General features: G+C 49.5%; 8 protein-coding genes. 5 read left to right on the plus strand and 3 right to left on the minus strand.

Features of this window, described 5'->3' with window-relative positions:
* On the minus strand, positions 1 to 116 hold a 116-nt coding region (locus ACTHSP_RS16670), incomplete at its 3' end, for a glyceraldehyde 3-phosphate dehydrogenase NAD-binding domain-containing protein (protein WP_440346489.1).
* A 776-nt stretch (positions 117 to 892) separates the two neighbouring features.
* Here ACTHSP_RS16670 and ACTHSP_RS16675 point away from each other — a divergent pair.
* From ACTHSP_RS16675 to ACTHSP_RS16685, 3 genes are all read left to right on the plus strand, one after another.
* A complete protein-coding gene (locus ACTHSP_RS16675; protein WP_314512469.1) occupies positions 893 to 2,428 on the plus strand; it encodes a sodium-dependent transporter in 1,536 nt (511 codons plus the stop codon).
* Positions 2,428 to 2,520, plus strand: a complete 93-nt coding sequence (locus tag ACTHSP_RS16680) for a methionine/alanine import family NSS transporter small subunit (protein WP_036472778.1) — start codon at positions 2,428 to 2,430, stop codon at positions 2,518 to 2,520. Before ACTHSP_RS16675 ends, ACTHSP_RS16680 begins: the two co-directional genes overlap by 1 nt.
* A gap of 309 nt (positions 2,521 to 2,829) precedes the next feature.
* Positions 2,830 to 3,363 carry a hypothetical protein gene (locus tag ACTHSP_RS16685; RefSeq protein WP_314512471.1) on the plus strand — a complete coding sequence of 178 codons (534 nt, stop codon included), beginning with the start codon at positions 2,830 to 2,832 and terminating at the stop codon, positions 3,361 to 3,363.
* Between the two features lie 80 nt (positions 3,364 to 3,443).
* Here the strand turns inward: ACTHSP_RS16685 and ACTHSP_RS16690 are convergent, their stop codons facing one another.
* The gene (locus tag ACTHSP_RS16690; RefSeq protein WP_003748143.1) at positions 3,444 to 4,139 is read right to left on the minus strand and encodes an LrgB family protein; all 696 of its coding nucleotides are present in this window, start codon (positions 4,137 to 4,139) and stop codon (positions 3,444 to 3,446) included.
* 15 nt (positions 4,140 to 4,154) lie between these two features.
* The gene (locus tag ACTHSP_RS16695; protein ID WP_003748145.1) at positions 4,155 to 4,628 is read right to left on the minus strand and encodes a CidA/LrgA family protein; all 474 of its coding nucleotides are present in this window, start codon (positions 4,626 to 4,628) and stop codon (positions 4,155 to 4,157) included.
* A 14-nt stretch (positions 4,629 to 4,642) separates the two neighbouring features.
* On the opposite strand from ACTHSP_RS16695, the gene ACTHSP_RS16700 reads away from it, so the two are divergent.
* The gene (locus tag ACTHSP_RS16700) at positions 4,643 to 5,536 is read left to right on the plus strand and encodes a LysR family transcriptional regulator (protein WP_314512473.1); all 894 of its coding nucleotides are present in this window, start codon (positions 4,643 to 4,645) and stop codon (positions 5,534 to 5,536) included.
* Positions 5,537 to 5,781: 245 nt separating this feature from the next.
* A partial coding sequence (locus tag ACTHSP_RS16705; RefSeq protein ID WP_440346488.1) for a magnesium transporter MgtE N-terminal domain-containing protein occupies positions 5,782 to 6,260 on the plus strand: 479 nt, incomplete at its 3' end.

Genomic DNA, 6,260 nt, shown 5'->3' on the forward strand with positions numbered 1-6,260 from the left:
CCGCTGGCATTGATGGCAACGATGTCGAGTTGGTCTTGCAGTTTGTAGTCAAAAATAGCGCGCACTACTTGGCGGCCGATGCGGCCGTAACCGTTGATGGCAACTTTGATACCCATGGCTTTTCCTCTTCTTTTGGGTTTGGGTTGTGGAGTGAATGGCGGCAATTATAGCAAAAATGTAGTGCTGTGTAATTAATGTTTTATTGAAATTTTTTGGTTTGATTATTTTTAATTGTAGATGATTAGAGTAGAAATACAGGTTTAAATTTAATGTTATTTTATATTTTTTGAAATTTTATTTTTATTAATTCCATTTTTTGGTGTTTTATGTCCATTTTAAATCATGGTAATGAAGGAAACGGGAAAAGGTGGATTGTTTTTGTTTATATTAAACGGAATTTTGGGACGGTTTCTTGATTACAATATACAACAGTGAAATTTTCAGACGGCCCGGATTGGACGGAAGGAAAACAGGCCGTCTGAAACATTTTGATGACGGGGGATTTGAATGCGTTGGGTTGCCGCTTTTCCTTACGGGATAAGGGAAAGGCGGTTTGCGGCGAGGGCGGTTGTCAGTGGGAAGGGGAGGGAAAAACGGGGCTTAGGTGTTGCGTTTGGCTTGTATATAAAGAAGTGTATGAAGATTTTAGTCGTAGTGCATGAAGATTTTCCTTGCAATTTTAATGCAATACTGACTTGCCAACAGTGTTAAATTTTTTTACGATAAGGTCAGATTATGTTTGCATGGCCATAAGCGGTGCATTCTTTAAATACCGGATATTATCCTTGTCCGAATATCTATTTTAACCGGCCGGTTTGTCCGACCTGATTTCTAAATATATACGCGCAAGGCCGGGAGGCCTTGACGACACTCGATTTTTAAGAGGTTCATTGTGTCAAATTCTCAATCCAGCGAACGCGCGACGTTTAGCAGTCGCCGTGCCTTTATGTTTGCCGCCATCGGCTCGGCCGTGGGCTTAGGCAACATTTGGCGTTTCCCTTACATCGCCTTCGACAACGGCGGTGGTGCTTTCGTCCTCCCTTACTTGGTTGCGCTGTTGACGGCAGGTATTCCATTGTTGTTGCTCGACTATGCCATCGGCCACCGTTACCGTGGTTCGCCACCTTTGGCCTTCCGCCGCCTCGGCCGTTTGTTTGAGCCGATGGGTTGGTGGAACTTCCTGACCAACGTCATCATCTGTATCTACTACGCCGTGATTGTCGGCTGGGCGGCAAGCTATGCTTATTATTCTTTGACTTCGGCATGGGGTGCGGATCCGCAGACCTTCTTCTTCAAAGACTTCCTGCAAATGGCCGATGCCAAAGACTTGGGCTTGGATTTTGTCGGCAAAGTTGCCGGTCCGTTGATTGCCGTGTGGGTGTTTACGCTGGCGATTATGGCTTTGGGCGTGCAAAAAGGCGTGGCCGGTGCGTCCACATTCTTCATGCCGTTGTTGGTAGTGATGTTTGTCATCATGGTGGGCATCGCCCTGACCCTGCCGGGTGCGGCAAAAGGTTTGGACGCTTTGTTTACGCCTGATTGGAGCCGCTTGGCGGATCCGAAAGTCTGGGTAGCCGCATATGGCCAGATCTTCTTCTCGCTCTCCATCTGTTTCGGCATCATGATTACTTATTCTTCTTACCTGAAGAAAAAAACCGACTTGGGCGGCACAGGCTTGGTTGTCGGCTTTGCCAACAGCAGCTTCGAGTTGCTCGCCGGTATCGGCGTATTTGCCGCATTGGGCTTTATGGCTCAAGCTGCAGGCAAAGAAGTCAGCGAAGTGGCATCCAACGGTATCGGTTTGGCGTTTATCGCGTTCCCGACCATTATCAACCAAGCCCCTATGGGCGCGTTGATCGGCGTGTTGTTCTTCGGCTCGCTGGTGTTTGCCGGTGTCACTTCCATGATTTCCATCGTTGAAGTGATTGTGGCCGCGATTCAAGACAAAATGAACATCGGCCGTGTCAGCGCAACGCTGATTGCAGGCGTGCCAATGGCGATTATTTCCACCTTGCTGTTCGGTACGACTACCGGCCTGCCTGTGTTGGACGTATTGGACAAATTCATCAATACTTATGGCATTGTGGCTTCCGGTTTTGTTTACGTTTTGGCGATTGTCTTGTTGAACAAGCTGCCGGAACTGCGTAACCACTTGAACGCGCTGTCTTCCATCCGTGTCGGCAAAGTGTGGACAGCCAGCGTGGTGGTTACCGTCGCCATGCTCGGCTATATGCTTTATCAGGATACTGCCGGCCTCTTAAAAGAGAATTACAGCGGCTATCCTGACAGCTTCCTCAATATCTTCGGCTGGGGCATGGTGGGCGCCATCCTCGTATTGTCGGTCTTGCTGTCATTCTTGCCGTGGAAACACGGTCAGGGCTTCAATGTCAAAGACGAACATGAACACGAACGTGAAGGAGACGAATAATGAGTACTTCAGCCATTATTATGATGCTTGTCGCATTGATCGTCATTTGGGGCGGATTCATCGTCTCCGTCCTGCGCCTGCCTAAAGAATAAGGCTTGAGCAAATGAAAAGGGCCGTCTGAAAGTCATTTTTCAGACGGCCTTTTTGCGACATGATGGGGAAAGTGGGAAAGAAGGATTCCCCTGATTGGCGGGGTAGCCTGGAAATTTGATTATGTATTATTGATTATGATATGTAAATTATATCTATTTGTTTTTAAAAGATTTTAGTCCGATTGTCGTTTTAATGAACCGTTGTTCTCTTTGGCCCCTGCCTGCTGTTTTCTTTGTTTTAGAATAAAGGCTCTCATCGACCTGATGGGGCATTGGGTACAGCAACTGTTTATTTTTAAGGAGACTTCCGTGGCTAAAGTATATCAACCAGGTACAGAAATTGATTCTAAAGATTTTGTTTTCGGTCTTGATCCACGCGAGTGGAATGGTTTTTTTTCAAAAGGCATAGGGTCGGATAATGGCCATAATGAGCATGTCTTCCGTCTCGATCCGCGCGAGTGGAATGGCTTTTTTTCAAAAGGAGTAGAGTCCGATCATGGTCATAATGAGCATGTTTTCCGTCTTGATCCGCGTGAGTGGAATGGCTTCTTTTCAAAAGGAATAGAGTCTGATAATGGCCATGACGATAATGGGCGTATCATCCGCCTTGATCCGCGTGAGTGGGAAGGTTTTGAGCCTGCACAGCCGGCCGCGAAGCCGATATTGGAATCCAAAGCTTTTGATGGCGATGAACTTTTGAGCCGTGTGTTTGGTGAGGCTGATCCTCTTGATTCTTCTGCCGGTCTTTCCTCAGACAATGCGACCTATTCAAGCAATGGTACAGGTTCATCTGCGTTGGATACCATTCATGATTTAGCAGAGGCTTCTATTTTCAAACTGTAATCGTTCCATAATATAAAAGGCCGTCTGAAACTAATATATGTTTCAGACGGCCTTTTTGTGTATGGTCATCGGGACGAAGCCTAACTCATCATCCAAATTACCAAATGCACCATGGTCGGGCCAAACAATACCATAAACAGTCCGGCCAAAATCATGGTCAGGCTGGCCATCACGCCTTCGGTTTCGTGGCGTTGTCCGGCGCGCGATGTGCCGAAGCCGTGGGCGGCATTGCCGAATGCCACGCCGTTGGCGGTGTGGAAACGGATGCGGGTGAAGGCTAAAAACAGGTCGCCGAATATCATGCCGACAAAGCCAGTGATGATGGTGAACAGGGAAACGAGCGAGGCGGAGCCGTGGATTTCGCTGGCGAGGACGACGGCAAACGGCGTGGAGATGGAACGCGCCATCAGGCTGTTGGTCACTTCGTTGTTGAAGTGAAACATATGGCTCATGAGGAATGCGCTGACTACGCCGACAAACATGCCCACCATAATGGCGATGGACAAAATAGGCAGTTGGCGGCGGATGACTTCGCGGTTTTCATAAATGGGGACGGCAAAGGCAACGGTAACCGGAGTGAGCAGGAAGACGATGCCTTGGGTATATTTATGGTAGGTGTCGTAATTGACGCCGAATGCCAGCAGCAGGAGGATGGTGCTGACGGAGACGGTAACGACGGGGGAGAAAATCATTAAGGGTTTTTTGCGGTGGATTTTTTTGGCAACGACATAGGCAAAGCAAGTCCAGATGAAGCAGGCGAGGGCGGTGTAGTCCATTTTTATTCTCTGTTTTTAGGAGTGGAGTTTTTTGTAGAGGCGGCGTTTCCAGCGGTAGCAGAAATCGAGGGTCAGGGCGGTGCTGATCATCACGAGCGCGGTGCCGACGGCGATGGTCAAAATCAGCTGCCAACCTTCGGACATCAGCAGGTCTTGATATTGCAAGACGGAAACCATGATGGGGATGAAGAAAAAGACGAGTTCGCCCAATGCCCATTTTGCGCCGCGGTCAACCATGCCCGGGCGGATGATGCCGAGCCCCAAAAGGGCGAGCATGAGGAACAAGCCCAATACGCCTGAAGAAATAGGCAGATGCGTGAAGCGGACGATAAGGTCGGAGACGCCCCATACTGCGCCGATGATGGCAAGCTGCAGGGCCGTCTGAAAAAATCTGGTGAGGGAGTCCATGATATGGGTGTGTGTTGAATGAAAGGCTTGATTATAGAAACCTGGTTTCTGCATAATATGAATTATTAAACGAATAATCATGCCTTAGAGGAATAATGGACTTCAAAAGCCTGTATTGTTTTGCCGAACTCATCCGCCTGCAAAGTTTTTCAGCCACGGCTTCCGCGTTGAATTTGACGCAGCCGACGGTCAGCAAAATCATTCAGGCTTTGGAAGAAGAATTAGGCGTACCGCTTTTGTGCAAAGAAAACGGACGCAAAAAGCGGCAGGTGCAGCCGACCGCAATCGGCGAAGAAGTTTATCGCCACGCTTTAAACCTTTTGCACGAACGCGATTTGCTGCTGGCCCGCATTGACGATTACCGCCATGTCAAAAGCGGGACGCTGCGTTTGGGTTTGGCTTTGTTTGGCAGCGATTTGCTCAGTCATGCGCTGTTTGATTTCCACCACAAATGGCCGGACATCGAATTGTCGTTTTTGGAACAAGGTTCACTCGCCATCGAGCAATCATTGCGTAACAACGAACTCGATGCCGGACAGCTGCTCGCTCCGGTTCACGAAGACTTCGACAGCATCACGTTGTGCGACTATCCGCTGGTGGTCTTGATGCCGAAAAATCGGGCAAGACACGATGCGCTGACGCTCAAAAGCCTGCAACACGAGCCCTTCATCCTGTTCGGCGCCGGCTTTTCCCTCAACGAAACCATTCAGACGGCCTGCCGCAATCAAGGTTTTACGCCCAACGTTGTTTGCCGTACCGGGCAATGGAACTTGGTTGCCGACATGGTGGCGCACAATATGGGCATTGCCCTACTACCCGAATACTATGCCCGAAAAATCAATCCCGATGTCTTTGCCGCCATTCCTTTGGTCGAACCCGAAATCCGCTGGCAGCTCACCATGGCATGGAAAAAACACCAACGCCCGACGCCGGCCTTAAGGGCTTGGTTGGACGTGGTCAGGGAAGCGTTCGGCAGGCGAAACAAATAAAATCAAATCATCAGGCCGTCTGAAAAAAAGGGGTGTCGTTATTACCCGGTTTCAGATGGCCTTTCCCGTTAAAAATGGTAAAACGGCCTAAAAAAGAGTAGAATATGGACCGTTTACAACTCTGCGCCTCTCAGCAGGCTTGAATTATGGACCTTCCCAGTTCGTCTTTGAACTTCCCATCTGATACACAACAACAATAATCATCCCGCCGAAATGCCTTCCCGCGTCTGGCGGGCGGAGCATTTATGAGCATCGAACAAACCCCTCCGAATCTCGACAATATCCCCGACAATGATGTGGTAGAAGACCGCATTTCTGACGATATCGACCGCATCCACGCCTTATGCGAAATCCTCGAGCCGTCCTTTGAACAAATCGAAGCAGGCATGCCGATTGAAGACGAAAGCCTGCGCGATAAGTTTACCGAGCTGACCGTCCTCTTGGCCGAGTTGCACCCTGCCGACGTGGCCGCCGTCTTGGAGTCCCTGCCGCCGCGCGAGCGTAACATCGTTTGGCTTTTGGTCGCCCCTGAAGACGACGGCGAAGTCTTGCTGGAAGTATCCGACGCCGTACGCGAAACGCTGATCGAGTCCATGGACAAAGACGAGCTGTTGGCCGCCGTCGATGATTTGGACGCAGACGAATTAGCAGAACTGGCAGACGACCTGCCGCACCAAGTGGTGTACGAAGCGCTGCAAACGCGTGATGAAGAAGAACGCGAGCA

Source organism: Neisseria sp. P0001.S005, from assembly GCF_051963715.1.

Bases quoted from the DNA above. Each gene is read 5' to 3' on its own strand.
- ACTHSP_RS16680 (WP_036472778.1), top strand. From the start codon at position 2,428: ATGAGTACTTCAGCCATTATTATGATGCTTGTCGCATTGATCGTCATT.
- ACTHSP_RS16690 (WP_003748143.1), bottom strand. From the start codon at position 4,139: ATGGACTACACCGCCCTCGCCTGCTTCATCTGGACTTGCTTTGCCTAT.
- ACTHSP_RS16695 (WP_003748145.1), bottom strand. From the start codon at position 4,628: ATGATTATTCGTTTAATAATTCATATTATGCAGAAACCAGGTTTCTAT.
- ACTHSP_RS16700 (WP_314512473.1), top strand. From the start codon at position 4,643: ATGGACTTCAAAAGCCTGTATTGTTTTGCCGAACTCATCCGCCTGCAA.